The sequence below is a fragment of the Actinomycetospora corticicola genome (assembly GCF_013409505.1).
Classification (GTDB): Bacteria; Actinomycetota; Actinomycetes; order Mycobacteriales; family Pseudonocardiaceae; genus Actinomycetospora; species Actinomycetospora corticicola.
On sequence record NZ_JACCBN010000001.1, the window covers coordinates 3,270,080 to 3,290,153 of the forward strand.

General features: G+C 73.9%; 23 protein-coding genes and 1 tRNA gene. 12 read left to right on the forward strand and 12 right to left on the reverse strand.

Features of this window, described 5'->3' with window-relative positions; genetic code table 11:
- The first annotated feature begins 61 nt into the window (after positions 1 to 61).
- Positions 62 to 1,534, forward strand: a complete 1,473-nt coding sequence (locus BJ983_RS15845) for a HAMP domain-containing sensor histidine kinase (protein WP_179794656.1) — start codon at positions 62 to 64, stop codon at positions 1,532 to 1,534.
- Here BJ983_RS15845 and BJ983_RS15850 read toward each other — a convergent pair.
- Positions 1,493 to 1,681: a hypothetical protein gene (locus tag BJ983_RS15850; protein ID WP_179794657.1), complete on the reverse strand. Its 189-nt coding sequence runs from the start codon at positions 1,679 to 1,681 to the stop codon at positions 1,493 to 1,495. The two genes, BJ983_RS15845 and BJ983_RS15850, sit on opposite strands and share 42 nt — an antisense overlap.
- 223 nt (positions 1,682 to 1,904) lie before the next feature.
- Between BJ983_RS15850 and BJ983_RS15855 the strand changes: the two genes are divergently transcribed.
- Complete coding sequence (locus tag BJ983_RS15855) at positions 1,905 to 2,792, forward strand: heparin lyase I family protein (protein ID WP_179794658.1); 888 nt, start codon at positions 1,905 to 1,907, stop codon at positions 2,790 to 2,792.
- 4 nt (positions 2,793 to 2,796) lie between these two features.
- Here BJ983_RS15855 and BJ983_RS15860 read toward each other — a convergent pair whose 3' ends face one another.
- From BJ983_RS15860 to BJ983_RS15870, 3 genes are all read right to left on the reverse strand, one after another.
- Positions 2,797 to 3,483 (reverse strand): response regulator transcription factor, encoded by a 687-nt coding sequence (locus tag BJ983_RS15860; RefSeq protein WP_179794659.1) that lies wholly within the window; start codon positions 3,481 to 3,483, stop codon positions 2,797 to 2,799.
- Positions 3,484 to 3,585: 102 nt separating this feature from the next.
- Positions 3,586 to 4,155: a hypothetical protein gene (locus tag BJ983_RS15865; RefSeq protein WP_179794660.1), complete on the reverse strand. Its 570-nt coding sequence runs from the start codon at positions 4,153 to 4,155 to the stop codon at positions 3,586 to 3,588.
- A gap of 51 nt (positions 4,156 to 4,206) precedes the next feature.
- Complete coding sequence (locus tag BJ983_RS15870) at positions 4,207 to 5,151, reverse strand: helix-turn-helix transcriptional regulator (protein ID WP_179794661.1); 945 nt, start codon at positions 5,149 to 5,151, stop codon at positions 4,207 to 4,209.
- A gap of 63 nt (positions 5,152 to 5,214) precedes the next feature.
- Between BJ983_RS15870 and BJ983_RS15875 the strand changes: the two genes are divergently transcribed.
- Positions 5,215 to 6,117, forward strand: coding sequence for a DNA-3-methyladenine glycosylase family protein (locus BJ983_RS15875; protein WP_179794662.1), 903 nt, complete (start codon positions 5,215 to 5,217; stop codon positions 6,115 to 6,117).
- Positions 6,118 to 6,169: 52 nt separating this feature from the next.
- Here the strand turns inward: BJ983_RS15875 and BJ983_RS15880 are convergent, their stop codons facing one another.
- Both BJ983_RS15880 and BJ983_RS15885 read right to left on the reverse strand, forming a co-directional pair.
- Positions 6,170 to 7,051 (reverse strand): class I SAM-dependent methyltransferase, encoded by an 882-nt coding sequence (locus BJ983_RS15880; RefSeq protein WP_179794663.1) that lies wholly within the window; start codon positions 7,049 to 7,051, stop codon positions 6,170 to 6,172.
- 42 nt (positions 7,052 to 7,093) lie between these two features.
- Complete coding sequence (locus BJ983_RS15885; RefSeq protein ID WP_179794664.1) at positions 7,094 to 8,167, reverse strand: YeiH family protein; 1,074 nt, start codon at positions 8,165 to 8,167, stop codon at positions 7,094 to 7,096.
- A 69-nt stretch (positions 8,168 to 8,236) separates the two neighbouring features.
- Between BJ983_RS15885 and BJ983_RS15890 the strand changes: the two genes are divergently transcribed.
- The 6 genes from BJ983_RS15890 (at position 8,237) to BJ983_RS32320 (ending at position 12,149) form a co-directional block, all read left to right on the forward strand.
- Positions 8,237 to 9,028, forward strand: coding sequence for a GntR family transcriptional regulator (locus BJ983_RS15890; protein WP_179794665.1), 792 nt, complete (start codon positions 8,237 to 8,239; stop codon positions 9,026 to 9,028).
- Entirely contained in the window at positions 9,025 to 9,351 is a 327-nt protein-coding gene (locus tag BJ983_RS15895; protein WP_179794666.1) for a rhodanese-like domain-containing protein, read from the forward strand. The genes BJ983_RS15890 and BJ983_RS15895 overlap by 4 nt, the downstream gene beginning before the upstream one ends.
- Entirely contained in the window at positions 9,348 to 9,752 is a 405-nt protein-coding gene (locus BJ983_RS15900) for a nuclear transport factor 2 family protein (protein ID WP_179794667.1), read from the forward strand. Before BJ983_RS15895 ends, BJ983_RS15900 begins: the two co-directional genes overlap by 4 nt.
- A 20-nt stretch (positions 9,753 to 9,772) precedes the next feature.
- Entirely contained in the window at positions 9,773 to 10,435 is a 663-nt protein-coding gene (locus BJ983_RS15905; RefSeq protein WP_179794668.1) for an SDR family NAD(P)-dependent oxidoreductase, read from the forward strand.
- A 213-nt stretch (positions 10,436 to 10,648) separates the two neighbouring features.
- Positions 10,649 to 10,721, forward strand: a tRNA-Arg gene (locus BJ983_RS15910).
- A 162-nt stretch (positions 10,722 to 10,883) separates the two neighbouring features.
- Positions 10,884 to 12,149: a TMEM143 family protein gene (locus BJ983_RS32320; RefSeq protein ID WP_179794669.1), complete on the forward strand. Its 1,266-nt coding sequence runs from the start codon at positions 10,884 to 10,886 to the stop codon at positions 12,147 to 12,149.
- Between the two features lie 7 nt (positions 12,150 to 12,156).
- Here BJ983_RS32320 and BJ983_RS15920 read toward each other — a convergent pair whose 3' ends face one another.
- Complete coding sequence (locus tag BJ983_RS15920; protein ID WP_179794670.1) at positions 12,157 to 12,783, reverse strand: polysaccharide deacetylase family protein; 627 nt, start codon at positions 12,781 to 12,783, stop codon at positions 12,157 to 12,159.
- Positions 12,784 to 12,804: 21 nt separating this feature from the next.
- Here BJ983_RS15920 and BJ983_RS15925 point away from each other — a divergent pair, with 21 nt between their 5' ends.
- A complete protein-coding gene (locus BJ983_RS15925) occupies positions 12,805 to 13,755 on the forward strand; it encodes an EamA family transporter (protein ID WP_179794671.1) in 951 nt (316 codons plus the stop codon).
- Here the strand turns inward: BJ983_RS15925 and BJ983_RS15930 are convergent.
- From BJ983_RS15930 to BJ983_RS15940, 3 genes are all read right to left on the reverse strand, one after another.
- On the reverse strand, positions 13,739 to 14,320 hold the full coding sequence (locus tag BJ983_RS15930; RefSeq protein ID WP_179794672.1) for a hypothetical protein: 582 nt from the start codon (positions 14,318 to 14,320) through the stop codon (positions 13,739 to 13,741). The genes BJ983_RS15925 and BJ983_RS15930 overlap by 17 nt on opposite strands.
- A gap of 123 nt (positions 14,321 to 14,443) precedes the next feature.
- Complete coding sequence (locus BJ983_RS15935; protein ID WP_179794673.1) at positions 14,444 to 15,961, reverse strand: class I adenylate-forming enzyme family protein; 1,518 nt, start codon at positions 15,959 to 15,961, stop codon at positions 14,444 to 14,446.
- Between the two features lie 5 nt (positions 15,962 to 15,966).
- Positions 15,967 to 16,230, reverse strand: coding sequence for a hypothetical protein (locus BJ983_RS15940; RefSeq protein WP_179794674.1), 264 nt, complete (start codon positions 16,228 to 16,230; stop codon positions 15,967 to 15,969).
- 109 nt (positions 16,231 to 16,339) lie between these two features.
- Between BJ983_RS15940 and BJ983_RS15945 the strand changes: the two genes are divergently transcribed.
- Together BJ983_RS15945 and BJ983_RS15950 are read left to right on the forward strand one after the other, a co-directional pair.
- Positions 16,340 to 17,275, forward strand: coding sequence for a DUF808 domain-containing protein (locus BJ983_RS15945; protein ID WP_179794675.1), 936 nt, complete (start codon positions 16,340 to 16,342; stop codon positions 17,273 to 17,275).
- Positions 17,276 to 17,342: 67 nt separating this feature from the next.
- The gene (locus tag BJ983_RS15950; protein ID WP_179794676.1) at positions 17,343 to 18,188 is read left to right on the forward strand and encodes an SDR family oxidoreductase; all 846 of its coding nucleotides are present in this window, start codon (positions 17,343 to 17,345) and stop codon (positions 18,186 to 18,188) included.
- A gap of 4 nt (positions 18,189 to 18,192) precedes the next feature.
- Here the strand turns inward: BJ983_RS15950 and BJ983_RS15955 are convergent, their stop codons facing one another.
- Together BJ983_RS15955 and BJ983_RS15960 are read right to left on the reverse strand one after the other, a co-directional pair.
- Complete coding sequence (locus BJ983_RS15955; protein WP_179794677.1) at positions 18,193 to 18,498, reverse strand: hypothetical protein; 306 nt, start codon at positions 18,496 to 18,498, stop codon at positions 18,193 to 18,195.
- A gap of 159 nt (positions 18,499 to 18,657) precedes the next feature.
- Complete coding sequence (locus tag BJ983_RS15960; RefSeq protein ID WP_179794678.1) at positions 18,658 to 19,992, reverse strand: Nramp family divalent metal transporter; 1,335 nt, start codon at positions 19,990 to 19,992, stop codon at positions 18,658 to 18,660.
- Positions 19,993 to 20,074 lie beyond the last annotated feature (82 nt).

Consider the following 20,074-nt stretch of genomic DNA (forward strand, 5'->3'; position numbering starts at 1 on the left):
GCGCGGGCCCGGTGGGGAGGTCACGGTCGCGGTACGGCGTCATCGGGGAGGATCGGGGGTGATGAACCCCCGATCGGACGCCGCCGCTGCCCAGAGTGCGGTCGACGGCGGGGCCGAGCGCCCCGACCCGCCGTCGGGATGGCACGTCCTGCTGGAGATCCCGCTGCGCCGCCGCGTGGCGATCCTCGTGTCGATCGGCGCGGGCCTGCTGGTCGCGCTGATCGCGGTGGCCGTGTTCCTCACCGCCTACCGGGCGCTCTACGACCAGCTCGACGAGAGCCTCGTCGAGCGGGCCACGGCGGCCGCGTCGAGCGACCTCGCCGATCCCACGATGCTCTCGCGGGTCGTCTCGCCGGACGCCCTCGCGGCCGGCGACTACCGGGTCGCGATCGTCCTGGCCGACGGGCGGGCGGTGTCGATCGCGAACAGCGTGCCGCCGATCGGCGCGTCCGAGTTCGCGGTGGCCGCCGGGACCCCGGAGCCGCCGCGCACCGGGTTCGTCGGCGGCGCGCCGTACCGGGTGGTCGCCGTGCAGGCCGACCGGGGCATCGCCGTGGTCCTGGCCCAGGAGCTCGAGCCGACGCGGCGGACGCTCTCCCGGCTGGCGATCGTGCTCGTCGTCGTCGGCGGGCTCGGGGTGGTGCTCGCGGCGCTGACCGGCGTCGCGATCGCGCGGGCCGGCCTGCGCCCGGTCGAGCGGCTCATCTCGGCGACCGAGCGCGTGGCCCGCACCGGCGACCTCGAGCCGATCACGGTGACCGGCGGGGACGAGATCGCCCGCCTGACCCGCAGCTTCAACGCGATGCTCGCGGCCCTGGCGTCGTCGATCGACCGGCAACGACGTCTGGTCGCGGACGCGGGCCACGAGTTGCGCACCCCGCTCACCTCGCTGCGCACCAACCTGGAGCTGCTGGTCGCCGCCGAGGAGGGCGCCGCGTCCGGGCGTCCCGACGCGCCGCGCCTCTCCCCCACCGACCGTGCCGAGCTCACCGAGGACCTGCGGGCCCAGATCGACGAGCTCGCCACCCTGGTCGGCGACGTCGTCGAGCTCGCGCGCGACGACCCGCCCGAGGTGGCGGCCGAGCACCTGGACCTCTCCGAGGTGGTCGAGCGGGCGCTCGACCGGGCCCGGCCCCGTGCTCCCGGCGTCACGTTCGCCGCTGAACTGGTGCCCCTCGAGGTCGTCGGCGACGCGAGCGCGCTGGAGCGCGCCGTGCTCAACCTGCTCGACAACGCGGCGAAGTGGAGTCCACCGGGGGCGACCGTCACCGTGCTGCTGCGCGAGGGTGTGGCCCCCGAGCGGCCCGGGACGGCGGTGCTCGAGATCGCCGACGAGGGCCCCGGTATCGCCCCCGAGGAGCGGGAGCTCGTGTTCGACCGGTTCTTCCGGTCCGCCGACGCCCGCACCATGCCGGGGTCGGGGCTGGGGCTCTCGATCGTCGCCCAGACCGCGACCCGCCACCACGGAGGGGTCTCCGCCCACGAGGCGTCCTCAGGCGGCGCGCTGCTCCAGCTGTGGCTGCCGCGCGCCTGACGACCGACGGGTCAGCCAGAGCGCGGCCAGCCCCTGCCCGGCGAGGTCCAGCGAGTCGACGGTGACGACCGCCAGCCACGACACGGCGCGCCGCACGTCGTCCAGACCCGTCACTGCCGCCCACCGTGCCACCGCTCGTTCCGCCACGGCTCCAGGGTGGCCCTCGCCGGCTGCCGTCTCCATGAGACGAACGCATGAGTCCGCTGTGCGTCGACTCCCCCGTCCGGCGCCGGTGACCGCGCTCCGGTCCCGGCACGCGCCCGGTGCCGCCCCGTCCGGCGGAACGTTCACCGCCCCGGCCGCACCCGGGATCGGCGCAGCGTCGTTGACCCGACGTGGACTCCACACCGGACGGACGCGGGCGGGGTCGATGACGACCACCCTGTCCCGGCCGTCCCACCCGTCCCGGCCGCCGCACCCGGGGCGCCTGCGACTGGTCCTCGCCGCCGTGCTGGCGGGCGCCGCGATGGCCGTGCCGATCGCCCTGTCCGGCGGCCACCCGTCGGCGACGCCGGCGGTGCCCCCGCCCATGGCCCTCGACGACGGCCCCGCCACGACGACGAGCCGCGTCGACCCGCTCGCCGCCGGACGGGCCCTGGCGGCGCGGCCCGCGACCGGCGACGGCGTGTTCGACACCGCGGTCGGTGACTTCGCCTCCCACTTCGACGACTCCGGCGGCTCCGGGCTCGTCGACGGGTCCCCCCTGCCGACCGTGGTCGACGGACCGGGGATGCGGTTCGCGATCCCCGGCGGAGCGAAGCGGGCCGAGGTGCTCCCCGAGCTGCCGGAGTACCACGAGGGCGACGACCTGTGGGTCCACGACGTCAGCCGGCTGCGGGACCTCCCGACCGACACCGGGACCTGGCAACTGGTGCTGCAGTGGCACCAGCGGGCCAACACCGGCTCGCCGCCGATCGCGCTGGAGGCCGGTCACGGGCGGCTGCGGCTCGCCAACGTCGGCGCCGACCAGCAGGACCTGGGGCCGTTGCGCCCGGACGACACGCTCGACGTCGTGCTCCACGTGCACTTCTCGCGGTCCCCGGACGAGGCCGTCGTCGACGTGTGGCGCGACGGGCGGGCGCGCCTGCTCGGCCACCACCCGCCGCAGGGGACCCTGCTCGACGGCGGGGACTACCTCAAGCTCGGCCTCTACCGCGACCCCGCGATCACGCAGGACTCCTCGATGACCACGACCCGCCTCGTCGCGGGCCCCACCGCGGCGTCGATCAACGCGCAGGGCATCACCCCGCGGCCGTGACCGCTCAGGCGTCGGCGCGCAGCACGTACCCCACGCCGCGCACGGTGTGGATCAGCCGCGGCTCGCCGTCGGCCTCCGTCTTGCGCCGGAGATAGCCGATGTAGACCTCGAGCGCGTTGCCCGTCGTCGGGAAGTCGTAGCCCCAGACCTCCTCGAGGATGCGGCTGCGGGTGAGCACACGGCGCGGGTTCGCGATGAGCAGTTCGAGCAGGCTGAACTCGGTGCGCGTGAGCGTGATCGGCCGGTCGCCGCGCTTCACGTCGCGGGTGACCGGGTCGAGGGAGAGGTCGGCGAAGGTCAGCGGGTCGGGCGTGTCGTCGCGGTCCTCCGGCGAGGTGCGCCGCAGCAACGCCCGCAACCGCGCGAGGAGCTCCTCGAGCGCGAAGGGCTTGGCGAGGTAGTCGTCCGCGCCGGCGTCGAGCCCGGCGACGCGGTCGGACACCGCCTCGCGGGCGGTGAGGACGAGCACGGGGAGGTCGTCACCCGCGCTGCGCAGCCGCCGACACACCTCGAGCCCGTCCAGGCGCGGCATCATGACGTCGAGGACCAGGGCGTCCGGGCGCTCCTTCTGGATGGTGTCCAGCGCCTGCTGCCCGTCGGTGGCCAGCTCGACCTGGTAGCCGTTGAACGCCAGGGACCGGCGCAGTGAGTCGCGCACGGCCCGGTCGTCGTCGACGACGAGGATCCGCATGGCACCACTATGGACAGGAGTCCTGAGAGGTGGCTGAGGTGGCTTCGCCAGGTGAGCACTTGGTGGGGTCATAGCCCCACCGAGTGCTCACCTGCGCAGCACCTAGAACTCGACCCGCGCCATCCCGACGACCTCGGCGCGCCAGTCCGCGTACGCCTTGCCGATGGCGGCGTCGTCGGCCGTCTGCTCCCCCGCACCCTTCGGTCCGGTGCCGGTGATCTTCGCGGCGATCTGCTCGGCGGTCCAGCTCGAGTCGGCCACGCGCACCGTCAGGCGGTCGGGCGCCCGCTCGGCGCGCAGCGCGTGGGCGAGCACGCGCAGCATGGCGGCGCGGGCATCGGCGTCGTCCGGGGCGTCGACGTCCACGTTGGTCTGCCCGCCGACGAGCATCACGCTCGCGTCCGGCTGGAGGGCCGGCAGCACCGTCGCCGCGGCACGGAAGCGCGACAGCATGCCCTGGGTGAGGAACTGCTCGACCTTCGCGACGACGCTGCCCTCGCCCGGGGTCATCGCCACGGGGAGCTGCACGTACCCGTCGAACTTCTGTCCCGCCACGGCCTCGCCGAGCCGGCCCGGGTCGTCCACCACGACCGTGTCGGCACCTGCCGCCTTCACCGCGGCCGCCACCTGCTCGAGCCGCTCACCACCACCGGTCACCAGCACCGTCGTCATGGTCGGGAACCCTAACCAGCGAGGGCGTCTCCCGGCACGGGCGAGATCGGTTCAGCGGGACGCACCATAGAGCGCCACCACCCCCGCGGCCCGGGACGCCATCTCCGCGCGCACCTCCGGCGGGCCGAGCACCTCGACGGCCGCGCCGAACCCGAGCAGGGCGCCGACCGCCGCGCCGGGCGCCCGGAAAGCGAGGTCGAGGCGGTCGCCGTCGCCCCGGGGCTCCTCGACGAGCTGCCCGACGACGACCCGCAGCAGCCGGTCGCGCCACGCCGGGTCCACGCGGACCTGCACGACGACGGGGTCGGGCGCGGCCTCGAGCCGGTCCCGCAGCTCGGTCCACACCTGCTCGAGGGGACGGTCGTCGGGGCGACGGGCCGGGGCGCCGGTGGCCTCGGCGTCCACCACGCGGTCGACCCGGAACATCCGCGGCACCCCGCGCCGCGCCGCGACCAGGTACCAGACGCCGGCCTTGCTCACGAGGCCGTACGGGTCGACGGTGGACGTCGCGGTGGTCCCCGACGACGCCGAGCGGTAGCGCAGCCGGACCCGCTCGTCCGCCGCCACCGCCCGTTCGAGGACCGCGAGCGCGGGGCCCTCGTGGACCGGCCGACGCCAGCCGTGCTGCTCGACGATCACCGTGCGGCGGGCCCGCGCGATACCCGGTCGCCGGGCCTCGGGCACCGCCGCGAGCAGCTTGCGCACGGCGGAGGCGAGCTCGCGGCCCAGGTCGCCCTCCTGGTCGGTGAGCGCCAGCAGGGCCCGCATCTCGGTGTCGGTGAGCCCGGAGACGTCGGTGCGGAAGCCGGGCATGAGGACCACCCCGCCGCGGCGCCCGCGCTCGGCGTAGACCGGCACGCCGGCGGCGGACAGCGCCTCCACGTCCCGCGCGACCGTGCGCGTCGACACCTCGAGGCGCCGCGCGATCTCGGGGGCGGGCAGCCGACCGTGCGCCTGCAGGAGCAGCAGGGTGGCGAGCAGCCGGTCGGAGCGCATGACGTCGAGAGTCTCGCAGAATCACGACAGTACGTGTCGTGATTCGAGGCGCATGGTCCTCCCATGAGTGCCACCGCATCGCTGCCGTCCCAGGACGCCGGGACCACCACCTCGTCGATCCGGCCCGAGGGCCCGTTCTCGCTGGGCGCCACCCGCTCGTCGGTGATGCGGTGGGCGCCGGTCGCGCGGTACGGGCACGACGACGGCCCCCTCGTCCTCGGTGCGATCGCGGACGACGACCTCGCCCCGCTCGCGATCACGGCCGCCCAGGAGCGCCCGGACGGCCCCGTCACCGTCACGACGACGGGGACCGGCTCGCCGGAGCGGGCCCTCGCCCAGGCCGCCCGGATCCTGTCGCTCGACCACTCCGGGGCGGGGCTCGCCGGCGTGGCCGAGCGTGACCCCGCCGTCGGGAGGGTCCTCGCCGCCCACCCGGGTCGGCGTCCGATCCTCTTCCCCTCGGTCTACGAGGCGGCCGCGTGGGCGGTGATCTCGCCGCGGATCGGGAAGGCGCGGGCGGCGACGGTCACCCGGCGGCTGGCCGCCGAGCACGGCACCCGGCTCGGCGGCGTCGGCTGCTTCCCCACCCCGGAGGCCCTGCTCCGACTGGACGTCGTCCCGGGACTGCCCGAGGAGAAGGTCCGCCGCCTGCACGGGGTCGCCCGCGCCACCCTCGACGGCGAGCTCGACGTCGACCGGCTGCGCGACCTCGGCCCGCAGGGCGCCCGGGCCTCCCTGCGGCGGGTGCGCGGCATCGGCGAGTTCTGGGGCTCCGGGATCTGGCTGCGCGCCTGCGGGGTGGTCGACGAGTGGCCCGACGAGCCCCTCGCCACCGCCGCGCTCGCCCGACTCCACGGCCGCGACCCGGCCGACTACACCGACCCGACCGTCCTCGCCGCCGCCACCGCACCGCTGGCCCCGTACCGGATGTGGATCGCGTTCCTGCTCCGCATGGCGAACGCCTGAGGTCGGGCCGTCCCGACGGCGGGTGCGGCGCACCCGCCGTCGGGACCGGGAATCAGAGCCGCACGGCCTCGAGCAGCTCCACCTGCCCCATCACGTCGGAGACCTCGGCGTCGAGCGGACGCCCGTAGGCGACCGCGAGGTCGCGCGCGTTCGCGGCGAGGGTCTTCCACCCGAGCTCGGCGAGCCGGGTGTCGGGGGTGCGGTCGCGCGGCTCGTCGTAGACGAGGTCGGTGATGTCGACGCCGAACGCGCGGCCCATCGACGACAGGTGCGGGTGGTCGGCGAAGCGGGCGGCCACGTCCCCGAAGTGCTCGACGGCGACGCGGCTGCCCGGCGCCGACAGGGACTGGATCCGCTCGAACAGGAGCGTCTCCGCCTCGGCGGGCAGGTAGGGCAGGAGTCCCTCGGCGAGCCAGGCCGTGGGCACGGCGGGGTCGAGACCCGCGCCGGTAAGCGCCGCCGGCCAGTCGTCCCGCAGGTCGGCCGTGACCGCGACGCGTCGCGCCGACGGGCTCGCGCCCTCGCTGTCGAGGACCTCGTCCTTGAACTGCAGGACGGCCTCCTGGTCGACCTCGTACACGGTGACGCCGTCGGGCCAGGGCAGGCGGAACGCCCGTGCATCGAGACCGGCCGCCAGCAGCACGACCTGCCGGATGCCCCCTTCGGTCGCGGCCTGGAAGAACTCGTCGAAGAACCGCGAGCGGACGCCCATGTAGGTCGACATGGTGCCCCACATGCGCTCGGACTCCGGGTCGGCCGAGTCGGTGCCGGGCAGGTGGACGTCGAGCCCGGCGCGGTCGACGAAGGCCTGGGCGTACGGGTCCTCCACGAGCGGCTCGGACCGTTCGGTCTCCACCGCCCGCGCTGCGGCCACCCCGAGTGCGGTGGCCCCGACGCTCGTCGTGATGTCCCACTGATCGCCGTTGGTTCGCATGCCTAACGACTACCCGTGGCGCGCGACCGGGATGCACGCCGCTCAGATCCCGGTGAGCGCCTGGATGCCGAGACTGCTCGCGGCCACGAGCACCCAGAGGCACGCCCCGAGCAGCAGCGGGCGCACCCCCGCGCGACGCAGGTCCGCGACGCGCATCGAGAGCCCGATGCCGGCGAGCGCCGTGGTGATGAGGAAGGTGCCGATCGCGGTCAGGGCCGGATGCCACGACATCGGCACCACCCCGATCGTCGTCAGGGCCGACGCCACGACGAACCCGACGAGGAAGAGCGGGACGAGCCGGGCCCACGGCAGGGCCCGACGCTCCTCGCCCGGGGCGACTCTGCCCCGGCGGGCGACCAGCAGGGTCACCGCCGCGACGACCGGGATGATCATGAGGCTGCGGGTCAGCTTGACCACCACCGAGTAGGGCCCGGCGTCCCCGCCGTAGGCGTAGCCCGCGGCCACCACCGACGAGGTGTCGTTGATCGCGGTCCCCGCCCAGAGGCCGAAGGCGTGCGCGTCCAGCCCGAGCAGGTGCCCGAGCGGCGGGAAGGCCAGCACGGCGACGATGTTGAAGACGAAGATCGTGCCGACCGCGTAGGCGACGGTCGACTCCCGCGCCCTGAGCACCGACTGCGTGGCCGCGATCGCCGACGCCCCGCAGATCGCGGTGCCGACCCCGATCAGCAGCGTCGTGTCCTGCTCGAGCCCGAGCAGGCGGCCGACCAGCCACGCCCCGCCGAGCGCGATCGCCAGGGTGCCGAGCATGACCGGCAGCGAGGACGCCCCGACCGAGGCGACCTGGGTCAGCGACAGGGTGGCGCCGAGCACCACGATCGACGCCTGCAGCACCGGCCGCGACGCGACGGCGAAGCCGGGGCGCCACCGCTCCCCCGGCGTCAGGACGGTGGCCACGAGCAGGCCGATGACGATGCCGAACACGGGCCCGCCGACGACGGGGACCTCGGCCCCGGCGGCCGTCGCGACGCCCGCCACGAGCACGGCGGCGAGCAGCCCCGGCACGACGTGCCGCAGCCGCACCCCGACCCTCCGGACGACCGTCGTGGCCGCGCCCGACGCCGTCCGCTCCGCGATCGCCACGAGGGACCTCCGCATCAAATGTCCGTACCTTGTTGTCCGGACATTACGTCGATCACGCTGTACGGTCAAGGCAGGAGGTGGGCGATGGGACCGCGGGCGTTGCGACGGGCGGACGGTCGGCCGTTGTGGGGGCAGTTGCAGGACGACCTCGTCCGCCGCATCCACGCGCGCGAGTTCGACGCGGCGTTCCCCGGCGAGCTCGCGCTCACCGAGGAGTACGCGGTCAGCCGGTACACCGTGCGACAGGCGCTCGCCCAGCTCCGCGCGGACGGCGTGGTCGTCGCCGAGCGCGGGCGCGTGCCCCGCGTCGCCCGCCCCGGTCCCCCGCCGGCGATCGACCAGCCCGTCGGCGAGGCGTACAGCCTGTTCGCGGCCGTGGAGGAGGCGGGCCGGGCGCAGACCAGCGAGGTCCGACGGCTGGAGCGGGTGGCCGACGGGGTCGTGGCGCGGCGCCTGGGGCTCGAGGAGTCGACCCCGCTGCTCACCCTCGAACGCCTCCGGCTCTCCGACGGCGAGCCGCTCGCCTGGGACCGGGCGTGGCTGCCGTGGGCCGACGCCGAGGCCCTCGTCGGGGCGGACCTCACCCGCACCGCGCTCTACGCCGAGCTCGCCTCCCGGGCCGGGCTGCGCGTCGACGGCGGCCGCGAGCGCATCCACGCCGAGGTGGCCGAACCCGCCGTCGGGAAGCTGCTCGACATCCCGCCGGGGGCGCCGGTGTTCCGCATCGAGCGCCTCGGGACGGCCGGGGAGCGGCCGGTCGAGTGGCGGCACACGGTGATCCGCGCCGACCGGTTCCACCTCACGGCGAGCTTCGGCGCGAGTGCCGCGCCCTGGTCCATCCAACGCGACGACGTGTACCTGGGAGGAGCGCGATGAGCGAGGTCGATCCCGACGAGGCCCGGCGCCGGCTGGCGGCCGGCGAGGCCGTGCTCGTCGACGTCCGCGAGCCGGACGAGTGGGAGACGGGCCACGCGCCCGACTCGCTGCACCGGCCGCTGGGCGACCTGGACCCGGCGGAGTTCGCGGGCCGCACCGTGATCACCACCTGTCGCGGTGGCGGCCGGGGCGGCCGCGCCGCCGAGCAGCTCGCCGCCGCCGGGGTCGACGCGACGAACCTGGCCGGCGGACTGCGGGCCTGGTCGGAGCAGGGCGGGCCACTGGTGCGCGACGACGGGTCGCCCGGCAGGCTCGACGCATGACCCTCGACGACACCCTGGACCGGTGGCACGACATGGTCGCCCGGCGCGACATGTCGGACCTGCCGCAGATCATCCACGCCGACGCGGTGTTCCGGTCGCCCGTGGCGCACACGCCGTACCCGTCGCGCGACGCGGTGGTGCTCGCCCTGTCCACGGTGCTGACCGTCTTCGAGGACTTCCGCTACCACCGGCAGTTCCGCGAGGGGTCGGACGCGGTGCTGGAGTTCTCGGCGACCGTCGACGGCAGGTCGCTGCGCGGGGTGGACCTCATCCACGTCGACGACGACGGGCTGATCACCGAGTTCGAGGTGATGGTGCGGCCGTTGTCCGGGCTGCAGGCGCTCGGCGCGGCGATGGGGCAGCGCATCGGCGCGCAGCTCACCGGGTTCAAGGACGCCTGAACGCGGGCAGTCACCGCGCCGTGACGACGATCGCGATCATCGGGGCCGGCCGGGGACTGGGCGCGGCGACCGCCCGACGCTTCGGGGCGGAGGGCCTCGACGTCGCCCTGGTCTCCCGCAACCTCGACCGGGCCCGCGGGCTGGCCGCCGACCTCGCGGCCGAGGGCGTGTCGGCCCACGGGTTCGCCACCGACGCCCGTGACCCGGCCGCTCTCGCCCGCACGCTCGAGGAGATCACCGAGACCGTCGGTCCGATCGAGGTCCTGCAGTACAGCCCGCTGCCGCAGAAGGACTTCCTGCGCCCGGTGCTGGAGACCACGGCGGCCGACCTCGTGGGGCCGGTGGAGACGTCGATCTACGGTCCGGTCGCCGCGGTGCACCAGGTCCTGCCGGGGATGCGTCACCTCGGGCGCGGGACGGTGCTGTTCGTCAACGGCGGGTCCGGCGCGCGCCCCTCGTCCCGCGTGGCGGGCACCTCGATCGCCTTCGCCGGGCTCGGGGCGTTCGCGACGATGCTGCACGACGAGGTGGCCGCCGACGGCGTCCACGTCGCGCAGCTGATCATCCCGGGCGCCATCGAGCCGGGGCACCCGCGCAAGGACCCGGCCGTGCTCGCGGAGACGCTGTGGTCGATGCACACGGGGCGCGACGGGTTCCGGGTGTTCGCCGAGCCCTTGGACTGATGATCATCGAGCACCCTCGGTGGTCGGCGGGGCCGGTGGGCCACCGTCGGTGCTCGGTGATCATGGTCGACGGCCGGCTCCACGCCGGGCGACCCGGACCTCGGGCCGCCTTCACGCCGCGAGGTACACGCCAGGCAGGTCAGTGGGCTTCAGAACCTGCCCCACGTGAACCTCGCGGGGCCGCACCCGTCGGAGCGGTTACGCTGCACCCGGGCCCCCGTAGCTCAGGGGATAGAGCACCGCTCTCCTAAAGCGGGTGTCGCAGGTTCGAATCCTGCCGGGGGCGCCCAGTGGGGCCGCTCGTGCTCGACGCGTCACGACGCCCCGTCGCGGAGCGGGGCCGGTATCGTCCCGATCCGGTTCCGTCGCCCCGCGGCGGCCGAGCCGGTCCTGGTGACACAGGGCCGGGACTGTTCCCGACCCCGCCCAGCCTCCCGAGGGGCCTGCCGTGACCGGCGAGCGTTTCATCCCGTTCCGCAAGACGGACGTCGTCGCGATGTGTGTGGACCGCGAGCCGGAGGCCGACCGGGAGTCCTTCCGCGCCTTCGCCGAGCTCCTGTCCAGCCTCCTCCACCACGAGTTCCGTGGGCGACTCGAGGCGCTCAAGGACGCGTACCACCCCTTCAATCCGGACTCGGACACGCGCACGGTGGTCGAGCCGAGCGAGGGCGAGCGGGCCGAGGCGCAGGAGCGGGTGGCGCGCGAGCTCGCCGACCTCGCCGAGGACGCCAACTTCGTGCGGATCTCCGCCGAGGATCTCGGCCAGGCGTTCGAGCAGGAATCGCTGATGAAGGTCCGGCTGGACGTCGACTTCGACGACTTCGAGCAGGTCGTCTTCTATCGACGCGGCGAGACCGTCCGGACGGAGGAGGTCAGGCAGTTCTTCGGCCTCCGTCGCCGGACCATGACCTTCACCAACTACGGCAAGGTCCTCGTCTACGTCCGGTTCAAGGACGCGTCCTACTTCGAGGAGAACGGTCGGGACGTCGACGACCTGCCGTTCACACCGGGCTCGACGATCATCAAGCTGTTCCAGGACGTGCCCCGCGCCGACCTCGAGATGCTGTTCCCCAATGCGCAGGTGCGGATGCGGCGCCTCGACAAGCTCCTGATCGGCGTCCCCGCCGTCATCTCGGGCGTCATCGTGGTCGCCACCAAGCTCATCGCGGCCCTGCTGCCGCTGTTCCTGCTGCTCGCCTTCTGGATCGGGGCCCGCCGCCAGCCCGTGGAGCTCAACAGCGGCCAGCTCCTCACGCTCGGGGCCGGCCTCGTGGCGTTCGGCGGTTACGTGGTGCGGCAGGTCAGCGCGTTCAAGAACAGGCGCATCCAGTTCATGAAGACGCTGTCCGAGAGCCTCTACTTCCGCAACCTCGACAACGACGCGGGCGTCTTCCACCACCTCCTCGACGCCGCGGAGGACGAGGAGGTCAAGGAGGCGGTGCTCGCGTACCACTTCCTGCGCGCGGCGGGGACACCGCTGACTCCTCGGGAGCTGGACGAGCGCATCGAGGACTGGTTCGCCCGCACCTGGGACGCCGAGTTCGACTTCGAGGTCGACGACGGCGTGGCGAAGCTGCGTCGGCTGCGCCTGCTCGACGAGGACACCGAGGACCGTCTGAGCGTGGTCCCGCTCGACGAGGGCAAGCGTCGTCTGGACGAGACCTGGGACGACCTCTTCGAGTACAGCACCATGGGCGCTCCCTCGGGCCGCTGAGCCGCGCTCAGGCCAGCGCCGACAACGTCACCGCCGACAGTCCGCGCCGTGCCGTCCGGGTGAGCAGCCCGTCCACGGTCTCGGCCACACCGGCGCGCTGCGGGCCCTCGTGCAACACGACGACCGAACCGCGCCGCACCACGGGGTCCAGCCACGCCGCGGTCGTCGCCGTCCCGGCCCCGGACCCCGCGATCGCCACCGCCGACCCCAGCACGCATCGCAGCCCCTCCTCCTCGGCGACCGCGACGTGCGCGGAGGTCGGCCACCCGGAGCCGGGACGGAACCACCGGACGAGGCCGTAGCCGGTGAGCAGGGCCTGCGTCGCGCGCAGGTCGTCGCGGAACTCCTCGAGCGGCAGCTGCCACGTCGGGCGATCCCGCCACGTGTGGTTGCCGATCTCGTGCCCCCCGGCCGCGATCCGCGCCGCGAGGTCCGGGTGCGCCTCGGCCCGCTCGCCGATGAGGAAGAACGTCGCGTGCGCCCCGTGCCGGGCCAGGACGTCGAGCAACGCCGGGGTCGTCGCCGGGTCCGGCCCGTCGTCGAACGTCAACGCGAACCGGGGCGCCGTCGTGGGCACGGCGAAGAGCACCCGGCCGGCCAGGACCGGACCGATCGTGGTCAGCAGCGACAACATCGGGGTCCATGATGTCCGCTCGTGAGCGCTCGCGTGTCCGTCGCCCCGCAGCCGGTCTCGGGCCTGGCGATCGCGCTGCTCTCCGGGTTCACGTTCGGGCTGGCCGGACCGTTCGCGGCGTCGCTGCTCGCCACCGGCTGGTCGGCGCCGGCGGTGGCGCTGGGCCGCCTCGCCGGGACGGCGCTCCTGCTCGTCGTCCCGCTGCTCGTCGTCCTCGGCCGCGGATGGCGGCCGCGGGCCGGGCACCTCTGGGCGATCGCCGTCTACGGCATGATCCCGTTGGCCGGTGCGCAGGTCTGCTACTTCGGCGCGGTCGAGCGCCTCTCCGTCGGCGTCGCGCTGCTGATCGAGTACACCGCGCCCGTGCTGCTCCTCGGGTGGACGTGGGCGCGGTCGGGCGCGCGGCCCCGTCCCCTGACGATCCTCGGTGCGGCCCTCGCGATCGCAGGGCTCGTGCTCGTTCTCGACGTCGGGCGCGGTGCGGTCGTCGACCTCGTCGGCGTGGCCTGGGGGCTCGCCGCCGCGGTCTGCCTCGCCGCCTACTTCCAGCTCTCGGCCGCGTCCGGGCGCGGGACCGACGGCCCGCCGGCCCTCGTCCTGATCGCGGGCGGCACGCTCGTCGGCAGCGCCGTCGTGGCCGCCGTCGGACTGCTCGGCCTGCTGCCCCTGCGCGCCGCCACCGCGCCGATCGACCTCGGGGGATGGACGGCGCCGTGGTGGGTCGGGGTCGCGCTCGTCGCCGCGGTGTCGACCGCGTTCGCCTACCTCTCCGGCATTGCGGCCGTGGGCCGGCTCGGCTCCCGGCTGGCCTCGTTCGTCGGGCTCAGCGAGGTGCTCTTCGCCGTCCTCGCCGCCTGGTGGCTGGTCGCGCAGCGGCCGACCGGCACGCAGGTGGCGGGCGGCGCACTCGTCGTCGTCGCGATCGCACTGATCCGGTGGGCCGAGCCCGAACCGGTCAGCCTGTCGGCATGATCTCCTCGGGGCCCCGGTCGGGGTCCGGCCGGCGCCGGAACCCACCGAGGAAACGGCGGACCGCCGTGCGGGCCGTGACCGACGTCCCGGGGGCAGCGGTCGGAGCCGGTGCCCCCTCGATGACCTTGACGCCGCCGTCCGGGCCGCCCTCGAGCATCGGCGGTTCGTCGCCCGCCTCGAGGATGTGGTCGTCGGGCCACTCGATCCAGTACGGCTCGAGCAGCCGGATCGAGATCCACTGCGCGTCGGAGAAGGGGACGATCTCGATCGCGGGCACGCGGAGGGCGGCGGCGAGACGGTCGGCCCGCCGGATCACGTCGATCGGGAGCTGTCCGGGCCGCAGCTTCACGGAGAAGCGGGGCGGCGAGCAGTCGAGGGTGATCCGGCCGATCGTCGGGACCTGGAGGATCGCGCCAGGCGGCGGCATCACCTGCGCGAGGTGCGTGACGAGGCAGGCATTCGTCCAGACGTCCTTCAACTCGCGCTCCCGCGCGGCAACCTCCCGCCGGTGCCACTCGCGGTCGGCCCGGCACGCACCCGGCGTGAGCGGAGCGATGATCCACATGACAGTTCCCCCTGTCGTTCCCCCTTCAGGGACGATAGGCGGTCATAGCACAGCTTCCTGTAGTCGATTCGGCACCGATCCGGTCACGAACGGAGTAAGTTCTCGGCCAACCGACCCCGGATCTCACTTCCCGTGCACGGGTTGACCCCACTGCGTGCCGTCCCGGAGCGCGCGCTTGAGGAGCTTGCCGCCGGGATTGCGTGGCAGCGGCTCGGACGTCACCACGACGTACTGGGGCAGCTTGAAGTCGGCGAGCTGCGTCGCGAGGTGCGCGAGGACGGCGTCGACGTCGATCCCCGCGCCGACGAGCACCGCCCCCACCTTCTCCCCCATCACGTCGTCGGGCACCCCGACGACGGCGGCGTCGGCGACCCCGGGCGCGCCGGCGAGCGCGTTCTCGACCTCCACCGAGTAGACGTTCTCGCCGCCCCGGTTGATCACGTCCTTCGCGCGGTCGACCACCCGGACCAGACCGTCGTCGATCCGGGCCAGGTCCCCGGTCCGCAGCCACCCGTCCACGAAGGTCGACGCCGTCGCGTCCGGCGCGGCCCAGTAGCCGTCGACGACGTTCGGCCCCCGGATCAGCAGCTCGCCCACGCCGGCGTCGTCGACGTCGTCGAGGGCCAGGTCGACCACCGGTGCGGCGAAGCCCACCGAGTCGGCGTGCTCCGCGGCCCACTCGTGCGGCAGGAAGGTGGAGATCGAGGACGTCTCGGTCAGGCCGAAGCCGTTGCCGAGCCGCGCCTGCGGGAGCCGTTCGGCCAGCCGCCGGACGAGGGCCGGGGCGATCGGGGCGCCGCCGTAGGTCACCCGCCGCACGTGAGAGAGGTCCACGCCGAGATCGCGCGCGAGGGTCAGACCGTAGATCGCCGGGACGCTGACCAGCGTGTCGATCCGCTCGTCGACGATCGTCGAGACGAAGGCGGCCCCGTCGAAGGCGGGCAGGACGACCGTCGTGCCGCCGAGCCCGAGCTGCACGAGCAGCTGGGAGTTGCACCCGGTGACGTGGAAGAGCGGCACCGACACCAGGTTCCGCAGCGTCGGTCCCTCGGCCCGGTCGATGCCGATGACCCGGATCGCGGTCTCGACGTTGGCCAGGAAGTTCCCATGGGTGGTACGGGCGCCCTTGGGTCGGCCGGTGGTCCCGCTCGTGTAGAAGATGGCCGCCAGGTCGCCGGGGACGAGGTCCTCGAGCGCCTGCGGGTGGCCCGACGGGAGCGGTGCCCCCGGGCGGAGCACCACCGACGCGCCGCTGTCGGCGAGCACGTGCTCCACCTCCGGCGGGGCGAAGCGGGTGTTCACCGGCACCGCGACGGCACCGGCGAGCAGGGTCCCGAGGAACCCGACCACCCAGTCGACCCCGGCGGGCAGGAGCGACGCCACCCGGTCGCCCCGGTCGACGCCGTCGGCCACGAGCCCGCCCGCGACCGTCGCGGCCCGCTCCCAGAGCTCCGCGTACGTCAGCCGCTCCCCGCCCACCTCGACGAGTGCCTCGACGTCGGGATGGCGCTCGACCGAGGCCCGGACCATCGCGACGACGGAGGGCGCCAGCCCGTCGTACCGCGCGATCCCGTCGGCGCCCCGGGTGAGGCCCGAGGTGTCGAAGGGCGCGGGTCCGCGCGGCAGCGGGTCGGGCGACATCCGCCTCAGCGCTTCCGGCAGGCGTCGTAGATCGCCTTGTACTGCTCGTCGGTGATCCGCCCGTCGTCGTGGGCGGCGTCCATCGTCTTCACCCAACCGCCTTCGGGGAACGGGTCCGTGTCGCCCAGGCTCGAACTGGCCGGCGTCGCGTCCGGCCACTCGTGGGCCGACAACGCGGCCACCGTGTCGTCCAGCGAGACCCGGCCCGCCTCCAGGTCCAGCAACCACCGGTCCGCCACCGAGTCACCCGGCTGCCACGAGCCCGCCATACCCACCTCCACGTGTGTCAGGTCACAGGGACTCCACCACAGGGATCCGTTCCGCGCGACCCCCGACGCAACCCTCGCGACGACGTGAACAGGACATAAGCTCCACGTCATGGCAGCCGGACTCTTCGCCCTCCTCGACGACGTCGCGGCGCTGGTCAAGCTGACCACCGCCTCGCTCGACGACGTGGCCGGTGCGGCCGGCCGGGCGAGCGCCAAGGCGGCCGGCGTGGTCGTCGACGACGCCGCGGTGACCCCGCGCTACGTCCAGGGCCTGGAGCCGAGGCGGGAACTCTCGATCATCGGCCGCATCGCGCGGGGCTCGCTGATCAACAAGATCCTGATCATCCTCCCGGTCGCGCTGCTGCTCAGCCAGTTCGCGCCGTGGGCGCTCACCCCGATCCTCATGCTCGGCGGGCTCTACCTCTCCTACGAGGGCGCCGAGAAGGTGTGGGAGAAGATCACCGGGCACGAGGAGCAGGCCGAGGCCCGCAACGAGGCCGTGGCTGCCGCGCCCGAGGAGAACGAGAAGAAGATCGTCTCCTCGGCGGTGCGCACGGACTTCATCCTGAGCGCCGAGATCATGGTCATCGCGCTGAACGAGGTCGCCTCCGAGGGGCTGGTCTCGCGCGCGGTGATCCTGGCCTTCGTCGCCGTCGTGATCACCGTGCTCGTCTACGGCGTCGTGGCGCTCATCGTGAAGATGGACGACGCCGGGCTGGCGCTGTCGAAGCGGGAGTCCCCGGGCGTCGCCGGGTTCGGCCGCGGGCTGGTGAAGGCGATGCCGATCGTGCTGGCGACCCTGTCGAACGTCGGGATCGTCGCGATGCTCTGGGTCGGCGGGCACATCCTGCTCGTGGGGGTCGACGAGCTCGGGTTCCACCCGCCGTACGCGTTCGTGCACCACCTCGAGGAGCTGCTCGGCGGCGGCTTCCCCGGCTGGCTGGTCAACACGGCGTGCTCGGCCGTGATCGGTCTCGTGGTCGGCGGGATCCTCGTCGCGATCGCCCACCTGCTCCCGCGGCGGAAGCAGGAGCAGCACGTCTGAGGGTCCGTTTCACGGCGAGGTGGTCGCGGCAATCCGCCGCCCCCCGCCGTCGAGAACGAGGACTCCCATGACGAACCCGCCCGCCCAGGGCCAGGACCACCCCGGCCACGAAGCCCTGCTCGACCCGCCCGCCGACCACGGTGAGCAGAGCTACCGCGGCAGCGGTCGGCTGCAGGACAAGGCCACGGTGATCACCGGGGCGGACAGCGGCATCGGCCGCGCCGTCGCGATCGCCTTCGCCCGCGAGGGCGCCGACGTCGTGATCGGCTACCTGCCCGCCGAGGAGGAGGACGCCCGCGCCACCGCGCGCTGGGTCGAGGACGCCGGGCGGAAGGCCGTGCTCGTGCCCGGGGACCTCGCCGAGCCGCAGGCCTGCCGGGACCTCGTGGCCCGGGCGGTCGACGAGTTCGGACGGATCGACGTGCTCGTGAACAATGCCGCGTTCCAGATGGCGCGGGAGACCCTCGAGGACGTCCCCGACGACGAGTGGGACCACACGATGGCGGTCAACCTGGGCAGCCTCTTCCACGTGACGAAGGCGGCGCTGCCGCACATGCGCCCCGGCGCGTCGATCATCAACACGACCTCGGTGAACTCCGACCAGCCGCCGCCCCAGCTGATCGTCTACGACACCACGAAGGCCGGCATCGCGAACTTCACCGGAGCGCTGGCCCAGCAGTACGGGCCGAAGGGCATCCGCGCGAACAGCGTCGCGCCGGGGCCCATCTGGACCCCGCTCATCCCGGCGACCATCGCGCCGGAGGACGTCGAGGGCTTCGGCACGTCGACCCCGCTCGGGCGCCCCGGCCAGCCCGCCGAGCTCGCCCCGGTCTACGTCATGCTGGCCTCCGACGAGTCCAGCTACGTCTCCGGCGCCCGGATCGCGGTCACCGGCGGGACGCCCATCCTCTGACCGGCTACACCGACCGGAGCCCCGCCCGTCGGGGCGAGGGCTGCGCCACCTCGTCGGCCGAGTGCACCAGGGCGATCGACGGCGCGGGCTCGACGTCCGCCCCGTCGTCGATCGCGGCCAGCGCCTCGACGAAGTAGTGCAGCAGCGACGACGGCGGGATCGCGCGGGACAGCCACACCTCGCGCGTCCCCGGGTCGGCCACCCAGGCCGTCCGTCCGTCGAGCTGCTCCCAGTACACGCTCACCCCGGCCTCCCGCAGCACCGGCAGGGCCGCGAGCGGGTCGGGGACGAAGTCGGGAGAAGCGTTCACACCGGGACGTCCGCGCCCCGGCGCCGGGCGGATCGGCACTGGTTGAAAGTTGGGCCGAACCTCCGTCGGAGTCGTGGCAGGCGGACCAACGTGATCGACGATGTGGCGTCACTGCCACGGGATGACAGCAACGACGCGCTCCTGCCACGAGGAGGGAGGTCAGCCCAGCCGGTTCACGAGGTCGGTGACGAGGAGGGTCAGGAACAGCGCCGACGAGGCCCCGAGCAGGATGTTGGACAGCCACCCCGAGCGGCCGTCCCGGGCGATGCGCGACGAGTTGAGCAGCAGCATCAGCGTGATCGCGAGGAACGGCATGAACACCGACCCGAGCACGCCGTAGACCAGGGTCAGCCCGAACGGCCGGTCGATGAACAGCAGCGCCATCGGCGGCAGGGTCAGCCAGAGCAGGTACCCGCGGAACGGCCACGAGCGCTCGACGTCGGCGGCGGAGTACTCGGCGCCGGCGGCGTCCTCGTCGCCCACCGCCGCGTCGGCCGCCTCCGTCGCCCGAGACCCGTGCGGCAGGCGCAGCGTCCGGAGGGTGTCGGCGAACAGGAGGCTGACGCCGTTCCACACCCCGAGCAGCGAGCTGGTGGTCACGGCGAGGAAGCCGACGAGGAACAGGATGCGTGCCCACTGCCCGTAGTCCGCGGCGAGCACCTCGCCGAGGACGAGCAGCCCGCGGTCGGACTCGGTGAGGTCCTGCCCGAGCAGCAGCGTCGAGCCGACGACGAGCATCGCGACGACGAAGATCCCGGTCATGACGTAGCCGACGGCGTTGTCGAGCCGCATCATCGAGAGCCAGCCGGTGCCCTTCCAGCCCTTGGCGAACATCCAGTAGCCGTAGGCGGCCATCGTGATCGTGCCGCCGACGCCCCCGATCAGCCCCAGGACGTACACGGTGGAGCCGGCGGGCAGCCGCGGCACCAGCCCCGACGCCAGGTCGCCGAGGTCCGGCGCGACGAGCACGGCGACCGACACGACCGTGACGAACTTGAGCGCCACGAGCACGGTGATGAACCGTTCGAACACCTGGTAGCGCTGCGCCCACACGAGAGCGAGCCCGAGCACCCCGGCGATCATCGCCCAGTAGCGCACCGACAGGCCGCCGAACAGGGCGTTGAGCGGCAGCCCGACCGCGGACATCGCGGTCGCGCCGTAGACGAAGCCCCAGATCACGATGTAGACCGCGAAGAACCCGGTGGCCCAGCGGCCGAGCCGGCGCCAGCCGTCGAGCAGGGTCGATCCCGACGCCAGGTGCCAGCGCCCGACCCCCTCGCCGAGGGCCAGCTTGAGCACCGTGCCGAGCAGCGCGGCCCAGAGCAGCGCGGTGCCGTACTCGGCCCCCGCGACCATCGTCGCGACCAGATCGCCCGCGCCGACCCCGGCCGCCGCGGCGAGGATGCCGGGCCCGAGGCTGCGGAACCGGGCGGCACCGGTCGGCGGCTCGAGCGGCTCGGCCGGGTGCTGCGCGACGGGCACGTCCTGGCTCATGGCGGCTCCTTCGTGCCGGGTTCGGGTGATTCTGCCCGGTTCGGGTCCGCCAGGACATCTCCGTGGAGACCGCCACCCGGTT

Bases quoted from the DNA above. Each gene is read 5' to 3' on its own strand.
- BJ983_RS15845 (WP_179794656.1), top strand. From the start codon at position 62: ATGAACCCCCGATCGGACGCCGCCGCTGCCCAGAGTGCGGTCGACGGC.
- BJ983_RS15855 (WP_179794658.1), top strand. From the start codon at position 1,905: ATGACGACCACCCTGTCCCGGCCGTCCCACCCGTCCCGGCCGCCGCAC.
- BJ983_RS15860 (WP_179794659.1), bottom strand. From the start codon at position 3,483: ATGCGGATCCTCGTCGTCGACGACGACCGGGCCGTGCGCGACTCACTG.
- BJ983_RS15865 (WP_179794660.1), bottom strand. From the start codon at position 4,155: ATGACGACGGTGCTGGTGACCGGTGGTGGTGAGCGGCTCGAGCAGGTG.
- BJ983_RS15870 (WP_179794661.1), bottom strand. From the start codon at position 5,151: ATGCGCTCCGACCGGCTGCTCGCCACCCTGCTGCTCCTGCAGGCGCAC.
- BJ983_RS15875 (WP_179794662.1), top strand. From the start codon at position 5,215: ATGAGTGCCACCGCATCGCTGCCGTCCCAGGACGCCGGGACCACCACC.
- BJ983_RS15880 (WP_179794663.1), bottom strand. From the start codon at position 7,051: ATGCGAACCAACGGCGATCAGTGGGACATCACGACGAGCGTCGGGGCC.
- BJ983_RS15885 (WP_179794664.1), bottom strand. From the start codon at position 8,167: ATGCGGAGGTCCCTCGTGGCGATCGCGGAGCGGACGGCGTCGGGCGCG.
- BJ983_RS15890 (WP_179794665.1), top strand. From the start codon at position 8,237: ATGGGACCGCGGGCGTTGCGACGGGCGGACGGTCGGCCGTTGTGGGGG.
- BJ983_RS15895 (WP_179794666.1), top strand. From the start codon at position 9,025: ATGAGCGAGGTCGATCCCGACGAGGCCCGGCGCCGGCTGGCGGCCGGC.
- BJ983_RS15900 (WP_179794667.1), top strand. From the start codon at position 9,348: ATGACCCTCGACGACACCCTGGACCGGTGGCACGACATGGTCGCCCGG.
- BJ983_RS15920 (WP_179794670.1), bottom strand. From the start codon at position 12,783: ATGTTGTCGCTGCTGACCACGATCGGTCCGGTCCTGGCCGGCCGGGTG.
- BJ983_RS15930 (WP_179794672.1), bottom strand. From the start codon at position 14,320: ATGTGGATCATCGCTCCGCTCACGCCGGGTGCGTGCCGGGCCGACCGC.
- BJ983_RS15935 (WP_179794673.1), bottom strand. From the start codon at position 15,961: ATGTCGCCCGACCCGCTGCCGCGCGGACCCGCGCCCTTCGACACCTCG.
- BJ983_RS15940 (WP_179794674.1), bottom strand. From the start codon at position 16,230: ATGGCGGGCTCGTGGCAGCCGGGTGACTCGGTGGCGGACCGGTGGTTG.
- BJ983_RS15945 (WP_179794675.1), top strand. From the start codon at position 16,340: ATGGCAGCCGGACTCTTCGCCCTCCTCGACGACGTCGCGGCGCTGGTC.
- BJ983_RS15950 (WP_179794676.1), top strand. From the start codon at position 17,343: ATGACGAACCCGCCCGCCCAGGGCCAGGACCACCCCGGCCACGAAGCC.
- BJ983_RS15960 (WP_179794678.1), bottom strand. From the start codon at position 19,992: ATGAGCCAGGACGTGCCCGTCGCGCAGCACCCGGCCGAGCCGCTCGAG.